Below are 25,617 nucleotides of genomic sequence, written 5' to 3'. Positions count from 1 at the left end.
ACGCTTGCTGTGCGGCGCTAACTTTTCGAAAAAGATTTGGCCGCAATTTCTCCCCCGGGAATGACGAGGGAGTTTTCGGACATGAACGGCCAAATCACCGGTCACGCCATCTTGGAGAACGTGCGCCGCTACCGCGGTATCGCGTCGCTCTATCGCCAGACCGCTGCATTCCGTCCGGGCCAGAGCTGGTCGCTGCTCGAGCAGGCGAAGGATTGGGAAGCGCGGGCGCTGCTGGAGTTGGAAGCCTATTTTGCCGCGCGGATGGACTACGCCGCGACGCGTGCGGCCTGATCGTTAACCATCGGCGCGGCCTTGGGCAGGCCCGCCGAGGGGCCGGTCGTCGGGTCGCGTACGGAGACCACGGGGCGATTACGGAGTTCTCTCGACGCCCGCCTGTGCTAGCAACGTCCCGACCGAGACATCCCAATTCGGCCGGGGCAAGCGATGACCACCTTTAACCGCATCTTCACGACCGAGCGCCTGCTCCAGATCATCGTCATTCTCGCGGCCACGGTCGCGATGAAGCTGATGGGCTGAAATTCGACGGGCTATCGCGCGCCGAGTTCGGGCAATTCGGGAAGATAGTTCGACCCCTCCGATCCCAAGAAATCGAACATCGCCTGCGCCGGTGGCAACAGCACCTTGTCGCTGCGGCGGATCACGTACCATTGCCGCACGATCGGCAGGCCCGCGACGTCGAGCACGATCAGCCGGCCCTCGGTGAGCTCGTGCGCCACGGTGTGGGCCGAGATGAAGGCGATGCCGAGCCCGGCGATGACAGCCTGCTTGATGGTCTCGTTGCTGCTCATCTCCATGCCGATGATCGGCTCGAGATCCGACCTCTGGAACATGCCTTCCATCAGTGTCCGCGTGCCCGAGCCGGGCTCGCGGGTGAGAAAGGTCTCGTGCACGAGGTCGGTGAGGTTGAGGCCGGAATCCTTCTCCAGCCAGTGCCCCTTGCGCGCGACGATGATGTGCGGATTGCGCCCGAGCTGACGGACGTCGACGCTGACATCGGCCGGTGGCCGACCCATCACCGCGAAATCGAGATCGTAGCCGTGCATGGCCTCGCGGATCTCCTCGCGATTGCCGACCGTGAGCTTGAGCTCGATCTTCGGATACCGCTTCGAGAATGCCGCGATCGCGTGCGGCACGAAATACTTTGCAGTCGAGACAGCGCCGAGATGCACCGTGCCGCCGGTCCGCCCCGCAAGCAGGTCGAGCGCGCCCTGGCAGTCGGCGATTGCGGCTTCGACCCGCTCGGCGAGGGTAAGCACCTCCTTGCCCGCCTCCGTCAGCAGCATGCCGTCGCCGGTCCGCTGCAGCAGCGGCAGTCCGGCGAGATCCTGAAGCTGGCGCAGTTGCTGGGTCACGGCCGGCTGCGTCAGGCCGAGTTGGGTCGATGCGGCCGTGACGCTGCCCTTGGCCGCGAGCGCCGCGAGCGAGCGAAGCTGCCGGATCGTCAGATGCCGGAGCTGTGCTGAGGCATTATAAGATAATTCTTTGGCACTCATTATGAATAGAAATTTTCCTTATTAAGCCGCCCCTGTCAATCTCATCGTTGTTGGCACTGACCGGACCGGACCTCCAGCGGGGAGGGAACTGGATACGGCACCAGCAAGGGGATGGACGCAGATGACCGGGCAACTCAGGCTGGACGACCACCTTCAGCGGTATTCCGAGACGGCGCCGCATGCGCTGGCCGTGGCGGCCGCGGTCGACGCCATCGCGGCAGCCGCGATCGAGATCGCCGATCTCATCGCGACGGGAGACCTTGCGGACGCATCGGGCCTGACCACCGGCCGTAATAGCGACGGTGACGTCCAGCGCGATCTCGACGTGCAGGCCGACGCGATCCTGCGCCGCTGCCTCGGCAAGTTGCCGATTGCGGCACTGGCGTCAGAGGAGATGCGCGAACCGCAGATCGGCGACCGCGCGGCGAAGATCTGCGTCGCGATCGATCCGCTCGACGGCTCCTCCAACATCGACATCAACATGACCGTGGGCACGATCTTCTCGATCCTGCCCGCGCCCGATGATCTCACGCTCGCCTTCCATCAGCGCGGCTCGGCGCAGCTCGCGGCGGGGTTCGTCACCTATGGTCCGCAGACCTCGCTGGTGCTGACGCTTGGCGAGGGTGTCGACATCTTCACGCTTGACCGCAAGTCCGGTTGCTTCCGTCTCGCCCGCAGCGCCGTGCAGATCTCCGAGACCTGCGAGGAGTTCGCGATCAACGCCTCGAACCGCCGGCATTGGGAACAGCCGGTGCGCGCCTTCGTCGACGAATGCCTCGCCGGTGTGGAAGGGCAGGCCAATCACAATTTCAACATGCGCTGGGTCGGCTCGCTGGTTGCCGAGGCCTATCGCATCCTCACCCGCGGTGGCGTGTTCCTCTATCCCTCCGATGCACGGCCCGGTTATGGCGACGGCCGCCTGCGCCTCGTCTACGAGGCGCACCCGATGGCTTACATCATCGAGCAGGCCGGCGGCTCGGCTTCGACCGGGCGCGAGCGCATCCTCGAACTCTCGGCGCAGAGCCTGCACCAGCGCGTGCCGCTGATCATGGGCTCGAGCAACGAGGTGCAGCGCGTCGAGGAGCTGCATTGCGATCCCTTGCTGGTCGCCAGCGTCTCCGCACCGCTGTTCGCGCGGCGCGGCTTCTTCCGGCTGTGAGCGAGGCATCCTATGTCCAGGAAGTATCCGATCATCTCCATCACCGGCTCTTCCGGCGCCGGCACCACGTCGGTCAAGAAGACCTTTGAGCAGATCTTCTTCCGCGAGAAGGTCAACGCCGCCTACATCGAAGGCGACGCTTTCCATCGCTATGACCGCGCGGAAATGCGCACGCAGATGGCGAAGGAGGCCGATCGCGGCAACAGGCATTTCAGCCATTTCAGCCCCGAGACCAACCTGTTCGAGGAGCTGGAGCGGGCGTTCCGCGACTATGGCGAGACCGGCACGGCGATGACGCGGCACTACGTCCACGATGCCGAGGAATCCGCGCTGCATGGTGCCGCACCCGGCACCTTCACCGAATGGAAACGACTGCCGGAGAGCTCCGATCTGCTGTTCTACGAAGGCCTGCACGGCGCGGTCGTCACCGACAAGGTCAACGTCGCGCGCTATGCCGACCTCAAGATCGGCGTCGTGCCCGTCATCAATCTCGAATGGATCCAGAAGCTGCATCGCGACCGCAGTGCGCGAGGCTATTCGACCGAGGCCGTCACCGACACCGTTCTGCGGCGGATGCCCGACTACATCCACTACATCTGCCCGCAATTTTCCGAAACCGACATCAACTTCCAGCGCGTGCCCACGGTGGACACCTCCAATCCATTCATCGCGCGCTGGATCCCGACGCCGGACGAATCGATGGTCGTGATCCGCTTCAAGAACCCGCGCGGCATCGACTTCCCCTATCTGCTCTCGATGCTGCCGCAAAGCTGGATGTCCCGCGCCAATTCGATCGTCTGCCCCGGCGCGAAGCTCGATCTCGCCATGCAGCTCATCCTGACGCCGCTGATCATGCAGCTGATCGAGCGCAAGCGAAACCTGAAGTGAACAAGGAGAGTATCCGATGAACATCTCCGTCCACGCTGACGCCGACCTCACGGCGGTTGCGCACAGCGATCTCGCCAATGCCGTCCGCTTTCTCGCGGTCGATGCCATCGAGACCTCGCAGTCCGGCCATCCCGGCCTGCCCATGGGCATGGCCGATGTCGCGACCGTGCTGTTCTCGCGCTTCCTGAAATTCGACTCGGCTCACCCCAATTGGCCGGACCGCGACCGCTTCGTGCTGTCGGCGGGCCATGGCTCGATGCTGCTCTATGCATTGCTCCATCTCACCGGCGGCGACCTCAACCTCGATGACATCAAGGCCTTTCGGCAATGGGGCTCGAAGACGCCGGGGCATCCGGAATATGGCCACACGCCGGGCGTCGAGACGACGACCGGTCCGCTGGGGCAGGGGATTGCGACCGCGGTGGGCATGGCCCTCGCCGAGCGCATGGCCAATGCGCGGCATGGCGATGGCCTCGTCGACCACTTTACGTATGTGATCGCCGGCGACGGCTGCCTGATGGAAGGCATCAGCCAGGAAGCGATCTCGCTCGCTGGCCATCTCGGGCTGGGCCGCCTGATCGTGCTGTTCGACGACAATGGCATCTCGATCGACGGCCCGACCTCGCTCGCGACCTCCGACGACCAGCTCGCGCGCTTCGCTGCCTCCGGCTGGTCGGTTCGCCGTGTCGACGGGCACGATCCCGAAGCAGTTGCGCAGGCGATCGCCGAGGAGCGTGAGAGCACAAGACCGTCATTGATCGCCTGCCGCACCATCATCGGCTATGGCGCGCCGGATCGTCAGGGCACCGAGAAGGCGCATGGCGCGCCGCTCGGCACCGAGCAGGCGGCAGCGGCGCGGCGAGCGCTCGGCTGGGACTATCAGCCCTTCGTGGTGCCAATCCCGATCCTGAAAGCATGGCGGATGATCGGGCAGCGCGGGCAGGTCGCGCGTCTCGCCTGGCTCGATCGCTATGAATGCGCGACGCCCGAGCAGCGCGATCTGTTTGTCGAGGGCAAGACGGTTGCCCTGCCGAACGCCTATGCCCAAGCCTCGGCGAAATTGCGCGAACGCTTTGCCACCGAGCGTCCGAAGCTTGCGACGCGGCAGGCGTCGCAACAGGTGCTCGACGGCATCGCAGGGACGATTCCCGGATTTGTCGGCGGCTCGGCGGACCTCACGCATTCGAACCTGACGCATGCCAAGGCGCAGACCCCGGTCAAGCGCGACGCGTTCGCCGGCGATTACATCCATTATGGCATCCGCGAGCACGGCATGGCGGCCGCGATGAACGGCCTCGCGCTGCACGGCGGCTTCATTCCCTATGGCGGCACCTTCCTCGCCTTCTCTGATTACAGCCGGCCGGCGATCCGCCTTGCGGCGTTGATGCGGATCCGCGTCATTCATGTGATGACCCATGACTCCATTGGTCTCGGTGAGGACGGCCCCACGCATCAACCAGTCGAGCATCTCGCAGCGCTTCGCGTCATTCCGAACCTGCTTGTGTTCCGGCCGGCCGACGCGGTTGAGACGCTGGAAGCCTGGGACTGCGCGCTCCAAGCTGAAAATCGTCCCTCCGTGCTGTGCCTGTCCCGTCAGGCCCTGCCGACCTTCCGCAGCGATGTCCGTGGAAGAAACCGCGTCGCACGCGGCGCCTATCTGATTGTTTCGCCGGACGGCGGCCGAGACGTGACGCTCATTGCAACAGGTTCGGAAGTCTCGACTGCGCTGGAAGCGGCTCGCCTGCTTGCCACCGAGCATATCCGCGCGGCCGTGGTCTCCGCACCCTGCTTCGCGTTGTTCGAGGAGCAGCCGGAGGACTACCGCGCTGCCGTGCTCGGCACTGTGCCCCGGGTGGGCATCGAGGCGGCAGTCGCCGGCGATTGGCATCGCTGGATCGGCACTGATGGCGAATTCGTCGGCATGCGCGGCTTCGGTGCCTCGGCGCCTGCACCCGTGCTCTACCGCGAATTCGGCATCACGCCGCAAAGCGTTGCGGAAGCCGCCCGGCGGGCGATGGCCCGCACAGGCAAGCAATAACAGGAGGAATTGTCGTGGCCCGTATCACCCTTCGCCAACTGCTCGACAACGCCGCCAGTCACGGTTACGCGGTGCCGGCGTTCAACATCAATAACATGGAGCAGGGTATCGCGATCATGCAGGCGGCGGCCGAGGTCGATGCGCCCGTCATCATCCAGGCTTCGCGCGGCGCGCGCAGCTATGCCGGCGACCTCATGCTCTCGCACATGATCGACGCGCTGGAGCGGACCTATCCGGACATCCCGCTCTGCATGCACCAGGACCACGGTAATGACGAGGCGACCTGCGCCTCCGCCATCGCGCATGGCTTCACCTCGGTGATGATGGACGGCTCGCTCAAGGCCGACGCCAAGACCGCGGCCGATTACGCCTACAATGTTGCGATCACCAGCCGCGTCGTCGATCTCGCGCATTGGGTCGGCGCTTCCGTTGAAGGCGAACTCGGCGTGCTCGGCTCGCTCGAGCATGGCGGCGGCGAGCAGGAGGATGGCCACGGCGTCGAAGGCACGGTCAGCCATGATCAGTTGCTGACGGATCCCGACCAGGCGGTCGACTTCGTCCGCGCCACCAAGGTCGATGCGCTCGCGATCGCGATGGGCACCTCGCACGGCGCCTACAAGTTCAGCCGCAAGCCGGACGGCGACATTCTGGCCATGCGGGTGGTCGAGGAGATTCATCGCCGGCTGCCGAACACGCATCTCGTGATGCACGGCTCTTCCTCGGTGCCGCAGCCGCTCCAGGACATGTTCAACCAGTTCGGCGGCGAGATGCCGCAGACCTGGGGCGTGCCGGTCGAGGAGATCGTCCGCGGCATCAAGAGCGGCGTGCGCAAGGTCAATATCGATACCGACTGCCGACTGGCGATGACCGCGGTGTTCCGCAAAGTTGCGGCGCAAACGCGCTCGGAGTTCGATCCACGCAAATTCCTCAAGCCGGCGATGGATGCGATGCGCGAGCTCTGCCGCGAGCGCTTCGAGCAGTTCGGGACCGCAGGACACGCCAGCCGGATCAAGGTCGTTCCCTTGAGCGAGATGGCGCGGCGCTACCGCGCCGGAGAACTCGATCCGAGCGTCGACGCCCGCGAGCCTGTCGCAGCCTAATCATTCAGAGAGAGAAGAGCAGGAGAGAGCCATGAACGCACACGCAGGAACCGTCCGCGGCAAGGAAAGATATCGATCGGGCGTGATGGAATACAAGCGCATGGGCTATTGGGAGCCTGACTATGTGCCAAAGGACACCGATGTCATCGCGCTGTTCCGCGTCACGCCGCAAGAGGGCGTCGATCCGATCGAGGCGTCGGCCGCTGTCGCCGGCGAATCCTCGACGGCGACCTGGACGGTGGTGTGGACCGATCGCCTGACCGCCGCGGAGAAGTATCGCGCAAAATGCTATCGCGTCGATCCGGTGCCGGGCACGCCGGGCTCGTATTTCGCCTACATCGCCTATGACCTCGACCTGTTCGAGCCGGGCTCGATCGCCAACCTCTCGGCCTCGATCATCGGCAACGTGTTCGGCTTCAAGCCGTTGAAAGCGCTGCGTCTGGAAGACATGCGCTTCCCCGTCGCTTATGTGAAGACGTTCCAGGGACCGGCAACCGGCATCGTGGTCGAGCGCGAGCGGCTCGACAAGTTCGGCAGGCCGCTGCTCGGCGCCACCGTCAAGCCCAAGCTCGGGCTTTCGGGCCGCAATTACGGCCGCGTGGTCTACGAGGCGCTGAAGGGCGGGCTCGACTTCACCAAGGATGACGAGAACATCAACTCGCAGCCGTTCATGCACTGGCGCGACCGCTTCCTCTATTGCATGGAGGCGGTGAACCGCGCGCAGGCGGCCTCCGGCGAGGCGAAGGGCACCTACCTGAACATCACCGCGGGAACGATGGAGGACATGTACGAGCGCGCCGAGTTCGCGAAGGAGCTCGGGTCGTGCATCGTCATGATCGACCTCGTGATCGGCTACACCGCGATCCAGTCGATGGCGAAATGGGCGCGTCGCAACGACATGATCCTGCATCTGCATCGCGCCGGTCACTCGACCTACACGCGGCAGAAGAGCCACGGCGTGTCGTTCCGTGTCATCGCCAAGTGGATGCGGCTTGCCGGCGTCGACCACATCCATGCCGGCACGGTGGTCGGCAAGCTCGAAGGTGATCCGAACACCACGCGCGGCTATTATGATGTTTGCCGCGAGGACTTCAACCCGACCAAACTCGAACACGGCCTGTTCTTCGACCAGTCCTGGGCGAGCCTGAACAAGATGATGCCGGTCGCCTCCGGCGGCATCCATGCCGGCCAGATGCACCAGCTGCTCGACCTGCTCGGCGAGGACGTCGTGCTGCAGTTCGGCGGCGGCACCATCGGCCATCCCATGGGCATCGCGGCCGGCGCGATCGCCAACCGCGTGGCGCTGGAGGCGATGATCCTCGCCCGCAACGAGGGGCGCGACTACGTCCACGAAGGTCCGGAGATCCTGGCCAGGGCGGCCGAGACCTGCACGCCGCTGAAAGCTGCGCTCGAGGTCTGGAAGGACGTGACCTTCAACTATGAATCCACCGACACGCCGGACTTCGTGCCGACCGCGCTCGAAACCGTTTGAGGAGATTTGACATGAAGCTGACCCAAGGCTGCTTCTCGTTCCTGCCCGATCTGACCGACGACCAGATCACCAAGCAGGTGCAGTATTGCCTGACCAACGGTTGGGCGGTGAACATCGAGTTCACCGACGATCCGCATCCCCGCAATACCTATTGGGAGATGTGGGGCCTGCCGATGTTCGATCTCCAGGACGCCGCCGGCGTGATGATGGAGCTCACCGAATGCCGCAGAGTGTATGGCGACCGCTACATCCGTCTCAGCGGCTTCGACTCCAGCCATGGCTGGGAATCGGTGCGGATCTCCTTCATCGTCAACCGCCCGCCGCAGGAGGCCGAGTTCGAGCTGGTGCGGCAGGAGGTGGGTGGACGCGCGATCCGCTACACCACCGTGCGTCGGCAGCCCGCGCACGCGCCAACCTAACTCATTCTCCTCCGCGCGGAGCACTCCCTGCTCCGTTTCCTTGGCGGATCACTGCTTCGCCGCTCCCCCGCGGCGAAGCCCTTTTCTTCGAGGTGCCGATGCTGGATGTTCCCCACGCAATGACCACTGAGCCCGGCGAGACCAGTTTCGATCTCCGCAAGGAGGCCGAAGAGGCTGGAATCACCGGCACGTTGCAGCAGCTCGAGCAGGAGCTGATCGGATTGAAGCCGGTGAAGAACCGCGTGCGCCAGATCGCGTCGCTCTTGCTGATCGAACGTATCCGGCAGCGTGCGGGACTGGCTTCGTCGCCGCCGACGCTGCACATGTCGTTCACCGGCAATCCCGGCACCGGCAAGACGACCGTCGCGTTGCGCATGGCAAAGATCCTGCACGGCCTCGGCTTCGTGCGGCGCGGGCAGGTGATCTCGGTGACGCGCGACGATCTCGTCGGCCAGTATATCGGCCACACCGCGCCGAAGACCAAGGAGATCCTGAAGAAGGCGATGGGCGGCGTGCTGTTCATCGACGAAGCCTATTATCTGCACCGTCCCGACAACGAGCGCGACTATGGCCAGGAGGCGATCGAGATTCTGCTCCAGGTGATGGAGAACCAGCGCGAGGACCTCGTCGTGATCCTTGCCGGCTATGGCGAGCGAATGACCAGCTTCTTCGCCTCCAATCCCGGCTTCCGCTCGCGCATCGCCCATCACATCGACTTTCCGGACTATGCGGAAGCCGAGCTTCTGGTCATTGCCGAATTGATGCTGAAGGAACGGGGTTATCGCCTGTCGGCGGCGGCGCGCGAAGCTTTCGAGAAATACATTGCGCTACGCCGGACCCAGCCGTTCTTCTCCAATGCGCGCTCGATCCGCAATGCCGTCGACCGCATCCGCCTGCGGCAGGCCGATCGCCTGGTATCCGATCTCGATCGCATGCTCGAGATCGCCGACCTCGAAACGATCGATCCCATGGACGTCCTGGCGAGCCGCGTGTTTAGCGGCGTTGCGGACGCGCAGGGGAGTGCGAAGCCATGACCAGAGAAATCCTCATCGCGCCGTCGATCCTGGCTGCGGATTTCGCCCGCCTCGGCGAGGAGATCACGGCGATCGACGCTGCGGGTGCCGACTGGATTCATTGCGACGTCATGGATGGGCATTTCGTTCCGAACATCAGTTATGGCGCGGACGTCATCAAGGCGATCCGGCCGCTGACGAAGAAAATATTCGACGTGCATCTCATGATCGCGCCGGCCGATCCCTATCTCGAGGCGTTCGCGAAGGCCGGCGCGGATGTCATCACGGTGCATGCCGAAGCCGGTCCGCATCTCGATCGCTCGCTCCAGGCCATCCGCGCGCTCGGTAAGAAAGCCGGTGTCAGCCTGTGTCCCGCCACTCCCGAAAGCGCGATCGAATATGTGCTCGATCGTCTCGATCTCGTCCTGGTGATGACGGTCAATCCGGGCTTTGGCGGCCAGTCCTTCCTGGAGTCCCAGCTCGAGAAGATCGGGCGTATTCGAAGCATGATCGGCGACCGGCCGATCCGGCTCGAGGTTGACGGCGGCATCACGCGCGACAATGCAGCGGCCGTGGCCGCTGCGGGTGCCGATACGCTTGTGGCGGGCTCCGCCGTGTTTCGCGGCAAGAGCAGCGCAGACTATGCCGGCAACATCGCCGCCATCCGCGCTGCTGCGGAAGCCGGCAGGGTTCCGGAGCTGCAACATAGTTCGACGCAGACGATCCGGACCGGTGAGCCCGCGCTCATCCGGTAGGCTACCGGATACAGGCGGAGCGAGCCGGTACCCGAATGGGCTGTGCCAGGGCCTGCCACTTTCCACCAGACATATTGAGTCCGCGCTGATTGGAACTTTCGGCCCAACACGCGTTTGCCTAGAATCAAACGGGTCAAGCGCGCGGCGGGCGCAGCAAATCTTTTGCACAACCGCCATCGCCCTGACGCAAATAAGGGCAATAAGCTCTATGAATGCGAGGGAGGGTCTCATGGACAACGTACGTCGCTACCGCGCGCTAGCGTCCCTCTGTCGTCAGCAGGCCGCCTACCGGCCGCTCCAGAGCTGGGAACTGCTCGGTCAGGCCGAACATTTCGAATATCTCGCCGAAGTCGAACTCAAGGCGCATTTCGACGCGTGCAATGCGCAACACGACGAGGACGGCGTCGAGGCCTCGGCGTGGGAGAGGCCCGCCGCGGCGTGACGGGCCAACCTGTTCGAATATGACCCGAACTTGCCGACGCCGGCACCGCTCAAGGACGCGGTTGTCGGCTCGAACGACAGGGCTTGTGACCGGCCCGACCTGGTCGTCCCTCGATTAATGCGACATCAGCGTCGGGACCGTCATGGCTTCCAGCATGGCGCGGGTGACGCCGCCGAGGAACCGCTCCTGCAATCGCGAATGGCCGTAGCCGCCCATGACCAGAAGATCGAGGTTCTCATCGGCTGCCAGCGACAGCATGGTCGGCTGAATGTCGGAGCGCGCCGCCGACAGGTTGACGGTGCGGGTCGACAGTCCGCGCCGGCCGAGATGCCTTGCCAGATTGCGCGTCGAGACTTCGTCGGGAACCATATCTGTTTCGTTGATCGCAATGATCACGATCTCCTCGGCGCGAGCCAGGAATGGTGCGGCGTCGCGCATGGCGCGCGCGGCGAGGCGGCTGCCATCCCAACAGATGCCGATCCGTTTCGCCTTGAACGCTCCATGGAAGGTGTAGGGCAGGAAAAGCACCGGGCCGCCCGCCTGGAACAGGATCTCGCGGGGCACATCGTTGTCGAGTGAGCCTTGCGCCGGATCCGGCTGGAGCACGATGCTGAGATCGTGCAGCCGCGCCATCTCGCCAAGCAACCCGACCGCATCCCCCGGCATCGCCCCGAGTGGGTGGCATGTGTAGGAAATGCCGGCGTTCATCGCTTCGCTCTTGAACACCGCGAGCGCCGCCTCGGCCCGCTCCACTGCGCTTTCGCGCTCCATCTCGAACACCGCCGCCACCGCAGCGCCGCCCTCCATGACGTAGGCCGCACTGGTTGCCACATAACCAACCGCGACTGCGTCGAGATGGGCGTTGAGGCCCGCTGCGAGTGAGATCGAGCCATCGATCACCGGGCGCATCGGCCGCTCGGTAGGGATGTGGACGAGAATGTCTTTGTACATGACCGCCTCCGATGGACATCATCCGGTAGCTGCAGTCTTTCACGGTGCGCAGCGCCCGCGTTGAGCTGCATCAAACGTGCAGTCTCGACTTTTGGCCGTGTCGCCGGCCCCGGCTACTTTGCCAAGATTTAATCGCGTGGACGGGACGCTGTAAGGTGGCGACCACCATGTTGGGTCCAAGGCGACTTACCCAACATGGACATATCGACATGAACGATCACGTCAATTCCGACACCACCGCGTCCCGCAAGATCCTGAGACCGCGCCGGCTCGCGCTGCTCGGCACCGTGGCCGCGCTTGGCCTGGCCGTGCTGGCGACTGCCCCCGGCTCTTCGCCGTTCAGCGCGAACTCCTTCATTGCGCCCGCCCAGGCCGCGGAGAGCGCCGCGACACCGCCGGGCTTCGGCGACCTCGTCAGCAAGGTCAAACCCGCCGTCATCTCGGTCCGGGTCAGGATCGACCAGGACAACGACAAGAGCGCGATGCTGCAACAGAACCGGATGGATTCGGACGAAGCATCGCCGTTCGACCAGTTCTCACGGCAATTCGGCTTCCGCGGCCCGGGTGGCATGGAAGGCATGCCGCGCCAGCACCGCCAGATGATCACGGGTGAGGGCTCCGGCTTCTTCATCTCCGCGGACGGCTACGCCGTGACCAACAACCACGTCGTCGATCACGCCGAGTCGGTGCAAGTGACGATGGACGACGGCACCATCTACAGCGCGAAAGTGGTCGGCACCGATCCGAAGACGGATCTCGCGCTGATCAAGGTCGAAGGCAAGAAGGATTTTCCGTTCGTCAAATTCTCCGACCAGAAGCCGCGTATCGGCGACTGGGTGGTCGCGGTCGGCAATCCCTTCGGCCTCGGTGGCACCGTGACCGCCGGCATCGTCTCGGCCAGCGGCCGCGACATCGGCAACGGTCCCTATGATGACTTCATCCAGATCGACGCGCCGATCAACAAGGGTAACTCCGGCGGCCCGGCCTTCGACATGAATGGCAACGTGATCGGCGTGAACACTGCGATCTTCTCGCCCTCCGGCGGCTCGGTCGGCATCGGCTTCGACATTCCGGCCTCGACCGCAAAGCTCGTCGTCGCACAGTTGAAGGACAAGGGCGCGGTCACACGCGGCTGGCTCGGCGTGCAGGTGCAGCCGGTGACGTCGGATATCGCCGACAGCCTCGGCCTCAAGGAGGCGCGCGGCGCGATCGTCGACAATCCGCAGGACGGCAGCCCGGCAGCGAAGGCGGGCATCGAGGCGGGCGACGTCATCACCGCCGTCAATGGCACCGCGATCAAGGATTCCCGCGATCTCGCCCGCACCATCGCCACCCTGGCGCCAGGCACGTCCGTGAAGCTCGATGTCGTCCACAAGGGCGACAACAAGACGGTGACACTGGCGCTCGGCGAGTTGCCGAACGAGCGGCAGGCTAGAGCCGACGAGGGCAAGTCGCAGCCAGATGCCGGCATGCCGCCGCGTCTCGGCCTCAGCCTGGCTCCGGCCGGGGACGTCCAGGGCGCCGGCCAAAAGGGCGTCGTCGTCACCGAAGTCGATCCGCAAGGGCCGGCCGCGCAACGCGGCATCCAGACCGGCGACGTCATCCTCAATGTGGGCGGCAAGGCCGTCGCCAATATCGGCGATGTCCGTTCGGAGCTGGCGCAGGCGAAATCGTCCGGCAAGCGCAGCGTGCTGCTGCAAGTCAGAAGCGCGCAGGCGACCCGGTTCGTGGCGGTGCCGCTCGCATAAGTCGAACGTCGATCGGCGCAACTCCAAAAAGGCGGCCTACGGGCCGCCTTTCCTGTTCGCCGTCAGGATTTCGGATGCCCGCCGATAACATTCTCGTTAACGGCAGGGAGGATGACCCGGTTCGTCCGAAAAAGCCGTGTTCGTTCATCACAATTACGGATCTCGTATGGACTCGGCGGCAATGAAGCCGCCGACGATTGCAAGCGTGGAACTTCGAACTTGCCGCCGCTGAGCCGGCCGGCAATTCGTATTTGATCGGTGCCGACATGGATCGATTGAAGCTCTCGCTGACGGCTGCGCTGCTCGTGGCGCCGTTCGTGCTGTGGGGCGGAAACGCTCTCGGGCGTGACGACGGCCGCTACGCGGACTCACCTCTCAAGCCGTGGTTCGACGGCCTGCGCAGCCATCTCGGTCCGTGCTGCTCGGATGCGGACGGGTTTGCCGTCGCCGATCCCGATTGGGACTCGCACAATGGACATTATCGCGTGCGGCTCGACGGCGAATGGGTCGAGGTACCGGACGAAGCCGTGATCACCGAGCCGAACCGGGCCGGCCGCACCATGGTATGGCCGGTGAAGACCGCGTTCGGTGTGTCGATCCGCTGCTTCATGCCGGGCAGCATGATCTGACGGAGGTCAGCGCGACCGTTTGGAGGATTTGCGCTTCGACGTTTTCTTCGAACTCTTCTTGGAAGTTTTCCGAGATGTCTTCTTTGATGTCTTCTTGGACGACTTCCGTTTTGCGGCTTTCTTCGGGACCTTCTTGCCCTTCTTGCGCGCTTTCGACAGGCCGATCGCGATCGCCTGCTTGCGGCTCTTCACGCGTCCGCCTCGACCGCCAGGTCCGCTTTTCGCGGTCCCCTTCTTGTAGCGCTTCATCTCGCCTTCGACATCGCTGCCGGAGCTGCGCGAGTAGCGGCGCTTCTTTGCCTTGCGTGCCATGCATGTTCTCCCTTGGCCTGGGAAAACAATCCGAGACAGGCATAGTTCCGAAAGCGCAAGCAACGTGGGGGGATACGCGGCCTAGCCTAGAAGGAATCCGCCAGCTCGATCTCCGCTTCCAGCACCTGAATGCGCCGCGCTGCCTCGCTGGAGGACAGATCCCGCGCATATTGCGCGGGTTGATATGCCTCTTCGCTCAGCCGTTTCAGCCGGAGGCCCTGCGCCCGCGTCATCTGCTCGGTGAGGAAAGCTTTGGCGTCGTATCTACCCTGAACCTGCATATCGCTTCTCCCTTCTGAACGTGACTTGACTATATGTTCTTATTTTGTTCTAACAAGTCATGGACAATAGAATTAATGAAATTCGACGTAAAATCAGCGCCTTGAGGTTGGAAATGGCCGATATCGAGGTGTCCGTCCGCGAACTCGTCGAGCGCGATCGCGACTGCACGGAGAAGGCCCTGGCGCAGATGGATCTGCGCCGGAAAATCAATCTGCTGATCGGCGAATGGAAGGCTGCAGGTGGCGGCGATGTCCTGCCGAATGTCCGCGATAGGATGCGCCTTCGTTCCGCGAAGGCAGCAGGTAGTCCTCTGCGCGTGGTCGCGCGCCGCTGAGAGCTTTGGGAGCGCACGGTGGAGGAAGACCCGGATGTGTACCGGATTCTAAAGCTGCGCGCCGAGATTCTCGAACTGGGCTCTGCGATCCGGCAGCTGCAACGCGAGGGGCTCGACGACGCCGCGGCCCAGCTCTTGATCGCCCGCAAGCGGGCACGGCTCGATCATCTGGTGAAATCAGATCCTGCCGGCGTTCATCCTGACATCCTGAGCATCCATCGTAGCTGAGCCTTGGCGCAACGCGACGTGCCGGGCTCGTCGATACCGCATATTGACGAAGCGGCCTGGGAAAAAGTTCGTTTGAACACCAAAGCAAAAGGCCCCGCGATCGCGGGGCCTTCATGATTTCGGGGAACACCTACTTGGTGTTGCTCATGCCGCCCTTGTTGTTCGTCATGGTGCCGCCCTGGTCGGAGCCGGGGCCGGAGCCGCCCTGACCGGAGGGATCAGCACCCTTGGAAGACTTGGTGTTGGCGCCCGTGGTGGTCTGCGACGATGACATCGAGGATCCGTGTTTTGCCTTGTGCGACTTGGCCTGCACGGCGAACGGTGCGGCGGCGAGGCCGGTTGCCAACATCACGGCAAGAGCGAGCTTGGTGGTCTTCATATGCGGGAACTCCCTGAGTTGAATTGACGCAGGCAGCCAACTGCCATTGGTCGCAGGAGTTCCGAACAAAGAAGTTCCGGTAAAGCACGCATCCTTCAAGATTGCTTGTCCTCTTCGAGGATGAATACGACCCCGGTCAGTGTTGCGCCGATCGCGAACGTCGTCACCAATGTGAGGGCGAAAACGACAACGGCCTGCCTTCCGCCGTGACTCAGCAAATTGGCGACGCCGGGATTGGACAGCACGAGCAAGAGGCTGAAAGCGAGTCCCAAGGCTGCGCCCATCATCGCGTGCGTCATCAGCTTGACGAGCCCGCTGGGAGAGATCAGGTCCGACGACTTCTTCGCGCGCATGGAACTCTATCCCAATCTCGCAAGCAACGCCTGCGACACGCGCCGGTTCCATCCGCATGAAGGAATCGTTATCGCCCGCTTCATCCGACGTTCATGCCGGGTGGGCGAGAATGACCCTGCAACACGGGAACATTCGATATGGGTAAGGTGGTCTTTCTCTATCGCTCTCTGGCTTATCGCAACGCCGCTGCGGACATCCTCCGCAAAGCGCGCAAACTGCCCCGCGGCGCGGAGCGAAGCGCGGCGCGCCGCTATGCCAAGGCGCTGCGCGATCTCGCCCAAACGGAAGCCTGGCTCGAAGGGCGGGTCGCGCGCGAACCGCAAACGACGCAGCGCAGGAAGAGTGCGGCCTCCGGTTAACCGGACGCGCGCTGCAATTCGGCGGAGCTCGCGGCTTCGAAGTTGCCGGGCGTGGTCGTCGCGGCGGTCTTGCGGACCAGCGGCACCTCGAGCCGGCACAACAGACCCTCGGCGCGCCAATCGAATCGCGCCTGCCCGCCGAGCTGGGACTCGACGCTCGCAAGCAGGCTCCGCGTACCAAAGCCGCGGGATTTCGGCGTCATGACGAGCGGGCCGCCGGATTCCTCCCAGGTGAGCGTGAGCAGCTCGTCCTCGACCTGCCAGCCGATTGCGAGCCGTCCCGTCCGCGTCGAGAGCGCGCCATACTTCGCCGAGTTGGTGAAAAGCTCGTGCAGCGCCAGCGCCAGCGTCTGGGCGGTCGCCGGCAGCAACTGAACTTCGGACCCCGCCAATTTGATCTGGCCGCCGAGGGAATAGGGCGCAAGCTCCTCGTCGATCAGCTTCGAGAGTTCGGCACCCTGCCAGCTCGACAGTGACAGGATCGTATGCACGCGCGCCAGTGCATTGATGCGTCCCTCGACGGCGCTGACATAGGCTTTGACCTCGTCGGCGCGGGTGAGGCGCACGATCGATTGTGCCAGCGCCAGCGCATTCTTGGCGCGATGATCGACTTCCCGCGCCAGCAGAGTCTGCCGTTCCTCGGCGCGCTTGCGTTCGGTGATGTCCACCGTCACGCCGCTGACGCGCATCACCCGACCACTATCGTCAACCGTGGCGGCGGCCGTGCCGACACACCAGCGCACATCGCCGTCGGGCCGCACGATGCGGAACTCCGTTTCATAGGAGCGTGTGCCCTTGTTGAATTCGGCGATCGCCTTGCGCAACTGATCGACGTCATCCGGATGCAACAGCGCCTGAACGTTGGCCGGGTTCACTTCGAAGCTCTCCGGGCCAACACCAAAGATGCGGTACTGTCCCTCGTCCCACATCCAGTCGCCGGTGATCCAGTCCCAGTCCCAGGAACCCATCTTGCCGGCGGCGATCGCCATGCTGCGCCGCTCTTCGCTCTCGCGCAGCTTTGCAGTGGAATTCTCCAGCTCGGCGGTGCGTGCGCGCACGCGGTCCTCGAGATCCTGGTTCAGCCGTTCGAGTTCGCGCGTCTTGCGATAGAGCTCTGCAAACACCTTGACCTTCGCGCGCAGCACCTCCGGCACGACCGGCACCGGGACGTAGTCGACGGCGCCCATCTCGTAGCCGCGCAGGCGGTCGATGTCGCTGACTTGAATGGCCGAGATGAAAATCATTGCGGTCTTCTGGAAGCGCGGGTGCTCACGGATCATCGCGGCGAGCTCGAAGCCGTCGAGCTCGGGCATGCAGACGTCGACCAGGATCACCGCGATCTCGGTCTTGAGCAGCACCTCGAGAGCCTCGCGACCGGACGAGGCGATCACGAGGTTCTGGCCGAGATCCTTCAGGATCACCTCATAGGCGAGCAGCTTGGCCGGCTGGTCGTCGACGAGGAGGATGTTGACCTTTTCGTGGTCCATACGGGCATCCAACTCAGCGGTGCAGCCACATGCGGATTGCAAGCAGCAATTGATCGGTGTTGACGGGTTTGGCGAGGTAGTCGGACGCGCCGGCCTCGAGGCATTTCTCGCGGTCGCCCTTCATGGCCTTGGCCGTCAACGCGATGATCGGAAGACGGGCGAAGGTCGGATTTTCACGAATGACGCCGATGGTCTGATAGCCATCCATCTGCGGCATCATGATGTCCATCAGCACGATGGCGATCTCCGGGTTGGATTCGACCAAGATCACCGCCTCGTTGCCGGTCGTGGCCGTCAGCACCTTCATGCCGCGCCGCTCCAGCACGCTCGACAGCGCGAAGATGTTGCGGGCGTCGTCGTCGACGAGCAGGGCTGTCTTGCCGATCAGGTCTTCGTCGGAACTGTTCAGCTTCTCGAGCATGCGCTGCTTCTCGACCGGCAACTCCGTGATCACGCGATGCAGGAACAGCGCGGTCTCGTCAAGCAGGCGCTCCGGCGATTCCACGCCCTTGACCACGATGCTTCGCGCCATGGTGTGGAGCTCCGCATCTTCCTCGGCTGACAGCTCGCGGCCGGTGAAGACGACGACCGGAACGTTCGACAGCGCCTCGTCGTTGCGGATCTGGTCCAGCACCTCGAAGCCGGTCATGTCGGGCAGGCGCAGGTCAAGCACGACGCAATCACAGGGGTTCTCACGCAGCATCGAGAGCGCGTCGGCGCCGGTGCCGGTCGTCACGATCTCGATGTCGTCGTGGTGCAGGAGCTCACGGATCGAGAGCTGCTCGGCCTCGTTGTCTTCGACGATCAGCAGCCGCTTGCGCCGCGGTCGCGCATATTCCTTGATCTGCGTCAGCGCGGCCGAAACGCCCTCGGTCGTCGTCGGTTTGTTGACGAAGGAGAAGGCGCCGCGCGCCAGCGCATGCTGGCGGTCCTCGTCGAGCGTGATGATCTGCACGGGGATGTGGCGGGTCAGCGGATTGTGCTTGAGCTGGCTCAACACGGTCCAGCCGAGCATATCCGGCAGGAATACGTCGAGCGACACGGCCCTCGGCTGGTACTGCTTTGCTAGCTCCAGCGCCTCCGCGCCGCGTGCGGCGACCAGCACCTTGAATCCCTTGTCGCGCGCGAGGTCGACCAGCACGCGTGCGTAGTGCGGGTCGTCCTCGACGATCAGGAGGATACTGTCGCCGGGTTCGAGGTTGAGCCGGTCGTCGGGAAGCTGCTCGATGACGCGCTGCGGTTCGGCTGTAGCGGGCTGCAGCGCCGGCGGCTGGCTTTGTTGGGGCGTCGCGCGGGGCGCGAGCGTCGGGCCGGAATATTTCAGCGGCAGGTAAAGCGTGAAGCACGAGCCTTTGCCCGGCAAGCTGCGCAGGTGGATCTCGCCGCCGAGCAGGCTTGCGAGCTCCCGGCTGATCGCAAGGCCAAGCCCGGTGCCGCCATATTTGCGGCTGGTGCCGGCATCGGCTTGCTGGAACGCCTCGAAGATCAGCTTCTGCTTCTCCAGGGGGATGCCGATGCCGGTGTCGGACACCTCGAATGCGATCACGGCCGGCGCCGAATTCAGCACGGGATGATCCGTGCCCCAGCCTCCGACCGCGGCGGCGACCTTCAGGCGCACCTCGCCTTCGGCGGTGAACTTGAAGGCGTTGGAGAGCAGGTTCTTCAAAACCTGCTGCAGGCGCTTGGAATCGGTGACGAGGCTGCGCGCGAGATTCGGATCGACGTCGATCTTGAACGACAAATTGCGGTTCTCCGCCTCGTGACGGAACGGCCGCCCGACCGTCTCGAGCAGGTTCGCGGTCAGGATTTCCTCGGCGTCGACCGTCACCGTACCGGACTCGATCTTGGAGAGATCGAGAATGTCGCTGATGAGATTGAGCAGGTCGGTGCCGGCGCCGTGGATGGTGCGGGCGAATTCGACCTGCTTGCCGGTAAGATTGCCGTCCGGATTGTCGGTGAGCTGCTGGCCGAGGATCAGGATCGAGTTCAGCGGCGTGCGCAGCTCGTGGCTCATATTGGCCAGGAATTCGGACTTGTACTTCGAGGTCAGCGCGAGCTCGGTCGCCTTTTCCTCCAGTGCGCGGCGGGCCTGCTCGATCTCCTGGTTCTTGCGCTCGACTTCGACGTTGCGCTCGGCGAGCTGCTGCGCCTTCTGTTCGAGCTGGTCATTGGTCTGCTGCAATTCGCGCTGCTGGGTCTGGAGTTCGCCGGCGAGCTGCTGCGACTGCTTGAGCAGGCCTTCGGTCTGCATTGTCGCTTCGATCGAGTTGAGCACGATGCCGATCGAGTCCGTGAGCTGCTCCAGGAAGGTCATCTGCGAGGTCGTGAAGGAGGTGAGCGAGGCGAGCTCGATGACCGCCTTGACCTGGCCTTCGAACAGCACCGGCAGCACCACGAGGTTCTTCGGCGCGACGCGAAGCAGCGCCGAATTGATCGGCACCACGTCGGGCGGAATGTCCGCAATTACGCGCGGGCGCCGGTCGAGCGCGCATTGGCCGATCAGGCCGTCGCCGAATGGCAGCACGCGCGGATACGGATAGACGCCATCGCCGGCATAGGAGGCAAGCAGCAGGAGCCGCGGATTGTCTTCGTTCTCGACCTGATAGATCACGCCGGTATGCGCGTTCACCAGCGGCGACAATTCGGTCAACAGCAGGCGACCGACGGTGGTGAGGTCGCGCTGGCCCTGAAGCATGTTGGTGAATTTCGCCAGATTGGTCTTCAGCCAGTCCTGCTCGGTGTTCACGTCCGTCGTGAGACGGAGGTTGGTGATCATCGTGTTGATGTTGTCTTTCAGCTCCGCGACCTCGCCGCGGGCGTCGACCTGGATCGACCGCGTCAGGTCGCCCTTGGTCACGGCGGTCGCCACTTCCGCGATCGCGCGCACCTGCGAGGTGAGGTTGGCCGCCAGCAAATTGACGTTGCCGGTGAGATCCTTCCAGGTGCCGGCGGCGCCGGGCACGTCGGCCTGACCGCCCAGCCGGCCCTCGACACCGACCTCGCGCGCCACCGACGTCACCTGGTCGGCGAAGGTCGCGAGCGTCTCGGTCATGTTGTTGATGGTGTCGGCGAGTGCGGCGACCTCGCCTTTCGATTTCACGGTGAGGTTCTGCTTGAGATCGCCGTTGGCGACCGCGGTCACCACCTTGACGATACCGCGGACCTGCTCGGTCAGGTTCGCCGCCATGAAGTTGACGGTGTCGGTGAGATCCTTCCAGGTGCCGGCGACGCCGGGCACCTGGGCCTGGCCGCCGAGTTCGCCTTCGGTGCCGACCTCGCGCGCAACGCGCGTGACTTCGCCGGCGAACGCATTGAGCTGGTCCACCATGGTGTTGATGGTGTTTTTGAGCTCGAGGATTTCGCCCTTCACGTCGACGGTGATCTTGCGCGACAGGTCGCCGCGCGCCACCGCGGTGGTGACTTCGGCGATGTTGCGGACCTGGGTGGTGAGGTTCGCGGCCAGCAGGTTGACGTTGTCGGTGAGGTCCTTCCAGGTGCCGCCGACGCCGGGCACGACGGCCTGGCCGCCGAGCCGCCCCTCGGTGCCGACCTCACGTGCGACGCGCGTCACTTCCGCGGCGAAGGAGCGAAGCTGCTCGACCATGGTGTTCAAGGTGTCCTTGAGCAGCAGAATTTCGCCGCGCACGTCCACCGTGATCTTCTTCGACAGGTCGCCGCCGGCGATCGCGGTCGCGACCTCGGCGATGTTGCGGACCTGCGCCGTCAGGTTCGAGGCCATGAAGTTGACGTTGTCGGTGAGATCCTTCCAGGTGCCGGCAACGCCGGGGACTTCGGCCTGGCCGCCGAGCTTGCCTTCGGTGCCGACCTCGCGCGCGACGCGCGTCACTTCACCGGCGAAGCCGTTGAGCTGGTCCACCATGGTGTTGATGGTGTTCTTCAGCTCCAAAATCTCACCACGGACGTCGACGGTGATCTTGCGCGAGAGGTCGCCGCGCGCCACGGCAGTGGTGACTTCGGCGATGTTGCGGACCTGGGCAGTGAGGTTGCCCGCCATCGAGTTGACGCTGTCGGTGAGGTCTTTCCAGGTGCCGGCGACGCCGGGCACGTTGGCCTGACCGCCGAGCCGGCCTTCGGTGCCGACCTCGCGCGCGACGCGCGTCACTTCACCGGCGAAGCGGTTGAGCTGGTCGACCATCGTGTTCAGCGTGTCCTTGAGCTGAAGGATCTCGCCGCGCACGTCCACGGTGATCTTGCGCGACAAGTCGCCGCCGGCGATCGCAGTCGCGACTTCGGCGATGTTGCGGACCTGGGCGGTGAGGTTGCCCGCCATCGAGTTGACGCTGTCGGTGAGGTCCTTCCAGGTGCCGGCGACGCCGGGCACTTCGGCCTGACCGCCGAGTTTGCCTTCGGTGCCAACTTCGCGCGCGACGCGCGTGACCTCGCCGGCGAAGGCGTTGAGCTGGTCCACCATGGTGTTGAGCGTTTCCTTCAGCTGAAGGATTTCGCCTGACACGTTGACGGTGATCTTCTTCGACAAATCACCCTTGGCGACCGCGGTCGCGACTTCGGCGATGTTGCGGACCTGGCCGGTCAGGTTCGAGGCCATCGAGTTGACGCTGTCGGTGAGATCCTTCCAGGTACCGGCGACGCCGCGCACCTGGGCCTGGCCGCCGAGCTTGCCTTCGGTGCCGACCTCGCGGGCCACGCGCGTGACTTCACCGGCGAAGGCATTGAGCTGGTCCACCATGGTGTTGATGGTGTCTTTCAGCTCCAGGATTTCGCCGCGGACATCGACCGTGATCTTTTTCGACAGATCGCCGCCCGCGACCGCGGTCGTCACCTCGGCGATGTTACGGACCTGCGCGGTGAGGTTCGAGGCCATCGAGTTGACGCTCTCGGTCAAGTCCTTCCACGTGCCCGCGACGCCTAGCACGTTGGCCTGGCCGCCGAGCCGCCCCTCGGTGCCGACCTCGCGCGCGACGCGCGTGACTTCGCCGGCGAAGGCGTTGAGCTGATCGACCATGGTGTTGAGCGTTTCCTTCAATTGAAGGATTTCGCCCGAGACGTTCACCGTGATCTTCTTCGACAGGTCGCCGCTCGCAATGGCGGTGGCGACATCGGCGATGTTGCGGACCTGCGCGGTGAGGTTCGACGCCATGAAATTGACGTTGTCGGTGAGGTCCTTCCAGGTACCGGCGACGCCCGGCACCTGGGCCTGGCCGCCGAGCTTGCCTTCGGTGCCGACCTCGCGCGCCACGCGCGTCACTTCCGAGGCGAACGAGTTGAGCTGGTCCACCATGGTGTTGATGGTGTCCTTCAGCTCCAGGATCTCGCCGCGCACGTCGACCGTGATCTTGCGCGACAGGTCGCCGCGCGCCACGGCGGTGGTGACGTTGGCGATGTTGCGCACCTGCGCGGTGAGGTTGCCGCACATCGCATTGACGCTATCGGTGAGATCCTTCCAGGTGCCGGCGACGCCTGGCACGATGGCCTGGCCGCCAAGCTTGCCGTCGGTGCCAACCTCGCGCGCCACGCGCGTCACTTCCGAGGCAAAGGAGCGGAGCTGGTCCACCATCGTGTTGATGGCTTCCTTGAGCTGAAGGATCTCGCCGCGGACGTCGACCGTGATCTTCTTCGAGAGGTCGCCGTTCGCAACCGCGATCGTCACCTCGGCGATGTTGCGAACCTGGTTCGTCAGGTTGTTCGCCATCGAGTTGACGCTCTCGGTCAGATCCTTCCAGACGCCGGTCACCTCAGGTACCTGGGCCTGGCCGCCGAGCTTGCCTTCGGTGCCGACCTCGCGCGCCACGCGCGTCACCTCGGAGGTGAACACGCCGAGCTGCTTGATCATGGTGTTGACGATCGTCGCCGACTGCAGGAATTCGCCGCGCAGGGGACGCCCATCGACGTCGAGCTTGACGGTCTGGAGCAGGTCGCCCTGCGCCACGGCCGCGACCGCGCGCGTCACCTCGCGCGTCGGCCACAGCAAATCGTCGATCAGCGTGTTGACCGAGCCTTCCATGTCGGCCCAGGAGCCGGAGGCCAGCCCAAACTTCACGCGCTGTCGCGTCTTGCCCTCGCGGCCCACGACCTGGCCGACCAGCTCGAGCTGCTGCGCCATGCGCTGATTGGCGGCGATGATGTCATTGAAAGTGTCGGCGAGCTTGCCGTCGATGCCGAGATAGTCGCCGCTCATGCGCACGGAGAAATCGCCGTTGCGCATGGCCTGCAGGGCGAGCAGCAATTCTGCCCGGGAATCGGGCTCCGACATGCCGTTGGTTTTTGGCTTTGGAACGCGACGACCGGAACGTGATGCAGATCCGGGATCGAGGTCGCTCATACTGATTCCCCCGCAGGCGTCGGCCGATTCCCTGGCGAGACGCGGTTTATCAAAATAGAGCGTCAGCCAAATTCGAAATCAAGCGCCAACGTGACGGCGCCAGGAAGTGGAACCTGCTTTGCTCAGCCCGATTAACCTAAGTGCGATCCCTCGGAATGGTTCCATCCAGTTCCAGTATTTCCGGGCCGGCCGTTTGTTTTCAGCGACTTGGTTATCTGCCTTCCGGAACGGAGCGCCGGGCGTGCCGTTAGCCCGCAGATGGAGGGAGAGCGCACATGAAAGCAGGATTTGCCGTCATCGGGACCGTGATGTTGTTGGCCGGATCGGCGTTCGCGCAGGGCGGGGCCCCCAGCGGCCGTGGGGCCGTCACCGGCGATCCCGCCGCAAGCTCCGCCACCCCACGTGCGGACACACCAACCACGGGTACGTCGACCCGGCCTAACCCCAGCGGTAGCGGCACGTCGAGTTCGGGCGGCAAGGATGACAATGGGGATGCCGGCCGCGACAGGATGCCGGAGAGCAACCGCACCGTGCGGCCGGAGAGCCAGCAAAGTCATCCCAGCGACAAGTGAACGGTCTACTTGTCTGCCATGGTGCGCTCGGCGTCCTTGACCTGCGAGCGCAACATCGGGAGTTGCTCGCGCGCGAACGCTGCAAGCGCGGCATTGTCGGGCGCCTTGAGATAGCGTTCGAGCAGGTCGATTACCGACTCATACTCGGGAATCTGTGCTGCATAGAAGCTTCTGACAAAACTCGGTCCGTCCGAAGTTTCGGGCTCGACCAGGCTCGCGCTCGCCGGCGTCGTCTTGGTGACGCGCGGTTCGGTGCCGATCGCTTCCTGAATTGGCTTCAGGGCCTTGTCGCGCCTGGCCGCTTCTTCGGCACGCAGGGTGGCGAGGTTCTTGACCTCGGCATTGCCCTTGAGGTCGGTGCTCTCCAGCAGACCCTGCTGGAAGCGGCTGAAAGTGTAGAGATCACTGATGGTCTCGGTTGCGGTCGGCGTGCGGCCGCCCGGCCTTCGCTCCCCGGTGCTGTCGGCAAGCGCTGCCGTGCTGACGAATGCCAAAACGATCGCGAGAAGAATCCGCATGGGATATCCAAGGCGGACGGCGGTCGAAAGTTCCGCAGATGTTACGATCCGGTAAGGGCGGTTGCGACGCGACGGTTCCGTCCCCAATTCATACTGATGAAACAGTCCGAGATCTTCAGGAATAACGCCGACAACTGCCTCCAGCTCGCCGAGAGGGCCGAAGGGCAGCCGGCACACAATCGTTTTCTGCGCATGGCGAATGCGTGGACGGCACTTGCCGACGAGCAGGATTGGCTCGACGGCGAGGTGCCGCCCGTTCCGGCCCGCAGGCTTCAAAAGCAGGACGCGTAACACTGTCGTTTTCGTGGATCTGCGTGTGAGACTGCTCACGGACAGCAAGCAG

General features: G+C 64.1%; 26 protein-coding genes. 17 read left to right on the top strand and 9 right to left on the bottom strand.

Features of this window, described 5'->3' with window-relative positions; genetic code table 11:
- Positions 1-81 precede the first annotated feature (81 nt).
- The gene (locus AC0L3K_RS16005) at positions 82-291 is read left to right on the top strand and encodes a hypothetical protein (protein ID WP_007594851.1); all 210 of its coding nucleotides are present in this window, start codon (positions 82-84) and stop codon (positions 289-291) included.
- Between the two features lie 257 nt (positions 292-548).
- On the opposite strand, the gene AC0L3K_RS16000 is transcribed toward AC0L3K_RS16005, so the two are convergent.
- The gene (locus AC0L3K_RS16000; protein WP_219678637.1) at positions 549-1,514 is read right to left on the bottom strand and encodes a LysR family transcriptional regulator; all 966 of its coding nucleotides are present in this window, start codon (positions 1,512-1,514) and stop codon (positions 549-551) included.
- A gap of 121 nt (positions 1,515-1,635) precedes the next feature.
- Between AC0L3K_RS16000 and AC0L3K_RS15995 the strand changes: the two genes are divergently transcribed.
- From AC0L3K_RS15995 to AC0L3K_RS15955, 9 genes are all read left to right on the top strand, one after another.
- Entirely contained in the window at positions 1,636-2,673 is a 1,038-nt protein-coding gene (locus AC0L3K_RS15995; RefSeq protein ID WP_007594848.1) for a class 1 fructose-bisphosphatase, read from the top strand.
- A 12-nt stretch (positions 2,674-2,685) separates the two neighbouring features.
- A complete protein-coding gene (locus tag AC0L3K_RS15990; protein ID WP_354127344.1) occupies positions 2,686-3,561 on the top strand; it encodes a phosphoribulokinase in 876 nt (291 codons plus the stop codon).
- Between the two features lie 16 nt (positions 3,562-3,577).
- A complete protein-coding gene (tkt, locus tag AC0L3K_RS15985; RefSeq protein WP_473366323.1) occupies positions 3,578-5,599 on the top strand; it encodes a transketolase in 2,022 nt (673 codons plus the stop codon).
- A 14-nt stretch (positions 5,600-5,613) separates the two neighbouring features.
- Positions 5,614-6,699, top strand: a complete 1,086-nt coding sequence (gene fba, locus AC0L3K_RS15980) for a class II fructose-bisphosphate aldolase (protein ID WP_473366322.1) — start codon at positions 5,614-5,616, stop codon at positions 6,697-6,699.
- A gap of 31 nt (positions 6,700-6,730) precedes the next feature.
- Entirely contained in the window at positions 6,731-8,191 is a 1,461-nt protein-coding gene (locus AC0L3K_RS15975) for a form I ribulose bisphosphate carboxylase large subunit (RefSeq protein ID WP_007594836.1), read from the top strand.
- Between the two features lie 11 nt (positions 8,192-8,202).
- Entirely contained in the window at positions 8,203-8,610 is a 408-nt protein-coding gene (locus tag AC0L3K_RS15970) for a ribulose bisphosphate carboxylase small subunit (RefSeq protein WP_354127342.1), read from the top strand.
- A 98-nt stretch (positions 8,611-8,708) separates the two neighbouring features.
- Positions 8,709-9,644, top strand: a complete 936-nt coding sequence (gene cbbX, locus AC0L3K_RS15965; protein WP_473366321.1) for a CbbX protein — start codon at positions 8,709-8,711, stop codon at positions 9,642-9,644.
- Positions 9,641-10,378 carry a ribulose-phosphate 3-epimerase gene (gene rpe, locus AC0L3K_RS15960; protein WP_473254348.1) on the top strand — a complete coding sequence of 246 codons (738 nt, stop codon included), beginning with the start codon at positions 9,641-9,643 and terminating at the stop codon, positions 10,376-10,378. Before cbbX ends, rpe begins: the two co-directional genes overlap by 4 nt.
- Before the next feature lie 229 nt (positions 10,379-10,607).
- Positions 10,608-10,820: a hypothetical protein gene (locus tag AC0L3K_RS15955; protein ID WP_354127340.1), complete on the top strand. Its 213-nt coding sequence runs from the start codon at positions 10,608-10,610 to the stop codon at positions 10,818-10,820.
- A 114-nt stretch (positions 10,821-10,934) separates the two neighbouring features.
- Here AC0L3K_RS15955 and AC0L3K_RS15950 read toward each other — a convergent pair whose 3' ends face one another.
- Complete coding sequence (locus tag AC0L3K_RS15950) at positions 10,935-11,771, bottom strand: universal stress protein (RefSeq protein ID WP_007594814.1); 837 nt, start codon at positions 11,769-11,771, stop codon at positions 10,935-10,937.
- Positions 11,772-11,980: 209 nt separating this feature from the next.
- Here AC0L3K_RS15950 and AC0L3K_RS15945 point away from each other — a divergent pair, with 209 nt between their 5' ends.
- On the top strand, positions 11,981-13,519 hold the full coding sequence (locus tag AC0L3K_RS15945) for a Do family serine endopeptidase (protein ID WP_354127339.1): 1,539 nt from the start codon (positions 11,981-11,983) through the stop codon (positions 13,517-13,519).
- A gap of 266 nt (positions 13,520-13,785) precedes the next feature.
- Positions 13,786-14,148, top strand: coding sequence for a hypothetical protein (locus AC0L3K_RS15940; protein WP_007594801.1), 363 nt, complete (start codon positions 13,786-13,788; stop codon positions 14,146-14,148).
- 6 nt (positions 14,149-14,154) lie between these two features.
- On the opposite strand, the gene AC0L3K_RS15935 is transcribed toward AC0L3K_RS15940, so the two are convergent.
- A complete protein-coding gene (locus AC0L3K_RS15935; RefSeq protein ID WP_354127338.1) occupies positions 14,155-14,460 on the bottom strand; it encodes a DUF6496 domain-containing protein in 306 nt (101 codons plus the stop codon).
- Between the two features lie 86 nt (positions 14,461-14,546).
- Positions 14,547-14,741, bottom strand: a complete 195-nt coding sequence (locus AC0L3K_RS15930; protein WP_007594797.1) for a DUF3072 domain-containing protein — start codon at positions 14,739-14,741, stop codon at positions 14,547-14,549.
- Between the two features lie 113 nt (positions 14,742-14,854).
- On the opposite strand from AC0L3K_RS15930, the gene AC0L3K_RS15925 reads away from it, so the two are divergent.
- The gene (locus AC0L3K_RS15925) at positions 14,855-15,076 is read left to right on the top strand and encodes a hypothetical protein (RefSeq protein WP_007594795.1); all 222 of its coding nucleotides are present in this window, start codon (positions 14,855-14,857) and stop codon (positions 15,074-15,076) included.
- Between the two features lie 18 nt (positions 15,077-15,094).
- Positions 15,095-15,304, top strand: coding sequence for a hypothetical protein (locus tag AC0L3K_RS15920; protein ID WP_473254344.1), 210 nt, complete (start codon positions 15,095-15,097; stop codon positions 15,302-15,304).
- A 130-nt stretch (positions 15,305-15,434) separates the two neighbouring features.
- Here AC0L3K_RS15920 and AC0L3K_RS15915 read toward each other — a convergent pair whose 3' ends face one another.
- Positions 15,435-15,683, bottom strand: a complete 249-nt coding sequence (locus AC0L3K_RS15915) for a hypothetical protein (RefSeq protein WP_007594791.1) — start codon at positions 15,681-15,683, stop codon at positions 15,435-15,437.
- A gap of 95 nt (positions 15,684-15,778) precedes the next feature.
- The gene (locus AC0L3K_RS15910; RefSeq protein WP_007594789.1) at positions 15,779-16,036 is read right to left on the bottom strand and encodes a hypothetical protein; all 258 of its coding nucleotides are present in this window, start codon (positions 16,034-16,036) and stop codon (positions 15,779-15,781) included.
- A 138-nt stretch (positions 16,037-16,174) separates the two neighbouring features.
- On the opposite strand from AC0L3K_RS15910, the gene AC0L3K_RS15905 reads away from it, so the two are divergent.
- Positions 16,175-16,396, top strand: a complete 222-nt coding sequence (locus AC0L3K_RS15905; RefSeq protein WP_007594788.1) for a hypothetical protein — start codon at positions 16,175-16,177, stop codon at positions 16,394-16,396.
- Here the strand turns inward: AC0L3K_RS15905 and AC0L3K_RS15900 are convergent.
- Both AC0L3K_RS15900 and AC0L3K_RS15895 read right to left on the bottom strand, forming a co-directional pair.
- A complete protein-coding gene (locus tag AC0L3K_RS15900; protein ID WP_219678622.1) occupies positions 16,393-17,883 on the bottom strand; it encodes an HWE histidine kinase domain-containing protein in 1,491 nt (496 codons plus the stop codon). The two genes, AC0L3K_RS15905 and AC0L3K_RS15900, sit on opposite strands and share 4 nt — an antisense overlap.
- Positions 17,884-17,896: 13 nt before the next feature.
- Complete coding sequence (locus AC0L3K_RS15895; RefSeq protein ID WP_473254341.1) at positions 17,897-24,184, bottom strand: HAMP domain-containing protein; 6,288 nt, start codon at positions 24,182-24,184, stop codon at positions 17,897-17,899.
- A 275-nt stretch (positions 24,185-24,459) separates the two neighbouring features.
- Here AC0L3K_RS15895 and AC0L3K_RS15890 point away from each other — a divergent pair, with 275 nt between their 5' ends.
- The gene (locus AC0L3K_RS15890) at positions 24,460-24,756 is read left to right on the top strand and encodes a hypothetical protein (protein ID WP_354161967.1); all 297 of its coding nucleotides are present in this window, start codon (positions 24,460-24,462) and stop codon (positions 24,754-24,756) included.
- A 5-nt stretch (positions 24,757-24,761) separates the two neighbouring features.
- Here the strand turns inward: AC0L3K_RS15890 and AC0L3K_RS15885 are convergent, their stop codons facing one another.
- Positions 24,762-25,274 (bottom strand): DUF4142 domain-containing protein, encoded by a 513-nt coding sequence (locus AC0L3K_RS15885; protein WP_473366320.1) that lies wholly within the window; start codon positions 25,272-25,274, stop codon positions 24,762-24,764.
- 96 nt (positions 25,275-25,370) lie between these two features.
- Here AC0L3K_RS15885 and AC0L3K_RS15880 point away from each other — a divergent pair, with 96 nt between their 5' ends.
- On the top strand, positions 25,371-25,565 hold the full coding sequence (locus tag AC0L3K_RS15880) for a hypothetical protein (protein WP_007594779.1): 195 nt from the start codon (positions 25,371-25,373) through the stop codon (positions 25,563-25,565).
- Positions 25,566-25,617 lie beyond the last annotated feature (52 nt).

This window comes from Bradyrhizobium sp. MI1.10, assembly GCF_055811035.1.
This window is presented reverse-complemented; position numbering and strand designations above follow the sequence as displayed.

Excerpts from the sequence above, each read along its gene's own strand:
- AC0L3K_RS16005 (WP_007594851.1), top strand. The coding sequence starts at position 82 with ATGAACGGCCAAATCACCGGTCACGCCATCTTGGAGAACGTGCGCCGC.
- AC0L3K_RS16000 (WP_219678637.1), bottom strand. The coding sequence starts at position 1,514 with ATGAGTGCCAAAGAATTATCTTATAATGCCTCAGCACAGCTCCGGCAT.
- AC0L3K_RS15995 (WP_007594848.1), top strand. The coding sequence starts at position 1,636 with ATGACCGGGCAACTCAGGCTGGACGACCACCTTCAGCGGTATTCCGAG.
- AC0L3K_RS15990 (WP_354127344.1), top strand. The coding sequence starts at position 2,686 with ATGTCCAGGAAGTATCCGATCATCTCCATCACCGGCTCTTCCGGCGCC.
- tkt (WP_473366323.1), top strand. The coding sequence starts at position 3,578 with ATGAACATCTCCGTCCACGCTGACGCCGACCTCACGGCGGTTGCGCAC.
- AC0L3K_RS15975 (WP_007594836.1), top strand. The coding sequence starts at position 6,731 with ATGAACGCACACGCAGGAACCGTCCGCGGCAAGGAAAGATATCGATCG.
- AC0L3K_RS15970 (WP_354127342.1), top strand. The coding sequence starts at position 8,203 with ATGAAGCTGACCCAAGGCTGCTTCTCGTTCCTGCCCGATCTGACCGAC.
- cbbX (WP_473366321.1), top strand. The coding sequence starts at position 8,709 with ATGCTGGATGTTCCCCACGCAATGACCACTGAGCCCGGCGAGACCAGT.
- rpe (WP_473254348.1), top strand. The coding sequence starts at position 9,641 with ATGACCAGAGAAATCCTCATCGCGCCGTCGATCCTGGCTGCGGATTTC.
- AC0L3K_RS15955 (WP_354127340.1), top strand. The coding sequence starts at position 10,608 with ATGGACAACGTACGTCGCTACCGCGCGCTAGCGTCCCTCTGTCGTCAG.
- AC0L3K_RS15950 (WP_007594814.1), bottom strand. The coding sequence starts at position 11,771 with ATGTACAAAGACATTCTCGTCCACATCCCTACCGAGCGGCCGATGCGC.
- AC0L3K_RS15945 (WP_354127339.1), top strand. The coding sequence starts at position 11,981 with ATGAACGATCACGTCAATTCCGACACCACCGCGTCCCGCAAGATCCTG.
- AC0L3K_RS15940 (WP_007594801.1), top strand. The coding sequence starts at position 13,786 with ATGGATCGATTGAAGCTCTCGCTGACGGCTGCGCTGCTCGTGGCGCCG.
- AC0L3K_RS15935 (WP_354127338.1), bottom strand. The coding sequence starts at position 14,460 with ATGGCACGCAAGGCAAAGAAGCGCCGCTACTCGCGCAGCTCCGGCAGC.
- AC0L3K_RS15930 (WP_007594797.1), bottom strand. The coding sequence starts at position 14,741 with ATGCAGGTTCAGGGTAGATACGACGCCAAAGCTTTCCTCACCGAGCAG.
- AC0L3K_RS15925 (WP_007594795.1), top strand. The coding sequence starts at position 14,855 with ATGGCCGATATCGAGGTGTCCGTCCGCGAACTCGTCGAGCGCGATCGC.
- AC0L3K_RS15915 (WP_007594791.1), bottom strand. The coding sequence starts at position 15,683 with ATGAAGACCACCAAGCTCGCTCTTGCCGTGATGTTGGCAACCGGCCTC.
- AC0L3K_RS15910 (WP_007594789.1), bottom strand. The coding sequence starts at position 16,036 with ATGCGCGCGAAGAAGTCGTCGGACCTGATCTCTCCCAGCGGGCTCGTC.
- AC0L3K_RS15905 (WP_007594788.1), top strand. The coding sequence starts at position 16,175 with ATGGGTAAGGTGGTCTTTCTCTATCGCTCTCTGGCTTATCGCAACGCC.
- AC0L3K_RS15900 (WP_219678622.1), bottom strand. The coding sequence starts at position 17,883 with ATGGACCACGAAAAGGTCAACATCCTCCTCGTCGACGACCAGCCGGCC.
- AC0L3K_RS15895 (WP_473254341.1), bottom strand. The coding sequence starts at position 24,184 with ATGAGCGACCTCGATCCCGGATCTGCATCACGTTCCGGTCGTCGCGTT.
- AC0L3K_RS15890 (WP_354161967.1), top strand. The coding sequence starts at position 24,460 with ATGAAAGCAGGATTTGCCGTCATCGGGACCGTGATGTTGTTGGCCGGA.
- AC0L3K_RS15885 (WP_473366320.1), bottom strand. The coding sequence starts at position 25,274 with ATGCGGATTCTTCTCGCGATCGTTTTGGCATTCGTCAGCACGGCAGCG.
- AC0L3K_RS15880 (WP_007594779.1), top strand. The coding sequence starts at position 25,371 with ATGAAACAGTCCGAGATCTTCAGGAATAACGCCGACAACTGCCTCCAG.